Origin of the sequence: Paenarthrobacter sp. NPDC089322 (assembly GCF_040684895.1) — a bacterium.
GTDB lineage: Bacteria > Actinomycetota > Actinomycetes > Actinomycetales > Micrococcaceae > Arthrobacter.
The window spans coordinates 1-1,311 of sequence record NZ_JBFBGW010000045.1 but is presented as its reverse complement, the minus strand read 5'-3'; the positions used below and the strand labels follow the sequence as shown (position 1 = coordinate 1,311).

The 1,311-nt window shown below is 61.3% G+C and carries 1 protein-coding gene; it reads left to right on the top strand.

The genetic code is table 11. From position 1 onward, the window contains the following. The first annotated feature begins 48 nt into the window (after window positions 1-48). A protein-coding gene (locus tag AB0N65_RS20625) for an IS3 family transposase (RefSeq protein WP_364166143.1) occupies window positions 49-1,268 on the top strand; the annotation gives its coding sequence in 2 pieces (ribosomal slippage) (window positions 49-316 and window positions 316-1,268; 1,221 coding nt in all). Window positions 1,269-1,311: the final 43 nt, after the last annotated feature.

The window sequence follows — 1,311 nt, the reverse complement described above, 5'->3', positions numbered from 1 at the left end:
TGCGGTCGTATGGTTTTCTGAGACAGCTTGATGGGAGATTCGTTTCAGATGTCCACGCCCAGAAGAAAATATGATGCCGTGTTTCGTGAGGAAGCAGTGCGGCTGGTGTTGTCCTCGGATCGTTCGGTGAAGCAGGTTGCCGAGGAGATTGGGGTGAAGGAAAGCACGTTGGGGAACTGGTTGGCCAGGGCCAGGCAGCGTTCTGTCGGCGGGCCGGTCCAGGTTCCGGTGGAGGACCGCGGGCCGGTGCCGTGGGATGAGCATCGTAAGGCTTTGGCCGAAAACGAGCGGCTGAAGGCCGAGGTCGAGTTCCTGGGAAAAGTCAGCGCCTTCTTTGCCGCGAAGCAAAAGTAGAGGACTTCTACGAGTTCATCGAAGCGGAGAAGGCCAACCACTCCGTGGCGTGGCTGTGCCGGGCGCTGAAGGTTTCCCGGGCCTCGTTCTACCGTTGGCGCCGGCCTCCCGGCCCGTCACCACGGGCCGTCCGGCACGAGGAACTGGTCACCGCTGTGACCTCTGCATATTCGGGTGAAGAAGGACGTGCCGGGCGTGACCAGATCACTTTGCTGCTGAATGAGAAGGGCGTGAAGGTCTCGGCCCCGACCGTCGGGGCCATCATGCGTAAACACGGGTTACGGGCCATCCGTACCCAGGCCTGGAAAGCAACGACCGTTCAGGACCCGCAGGCCAAGACAGCTCACATTGAGAACCACATGCTCGACTCAGAGGGCAAGCGGGACTTCACCTCAACAGTGCCCGGAACCCGCCTGGTCGGTGACATCACGTACCTGCGCACCGGTGAGGGCTGGCTCTACCTGGCCACCGTGATCGACCTGTTTTCCGGCATGGTCATCGGCTGGTCCATGGCCGGGCACATGCGTACGAGCCTTTGCACCGCGGCCCTGCAAATGGCCAGGAACCACGGCCACCTTGCCGGGACCTCGGTGGTGTTCCACTCGGACCGGGGAACCCAATACACCTCCGATGAATTCCAGAAATGGTGCGCCGATCACGGAATCACCCAGTCCATGGGCAAGGTTGGGGTGTGCTGGGACAACGCCGTCGCGGAGAACTTCTTCTCCCACCTGAAAACCGAGTTCTACCACCACCAACGCTATCCGTCCCGGCTGGCCGCCCGAACCGGAGTCATGGACTACATCGAAGCCTGGTACAACCGCCGCCGGCCCAACCGCAGAGCCGGCGGCATCCCACCAATCAAAGCCCACACCAACCACCAAACCCGCGCCCAGCAACCACTGGCCGCCTAACCAAAACAAACAACGAACCTGTCTCAAAAAGTTGACGACCGCA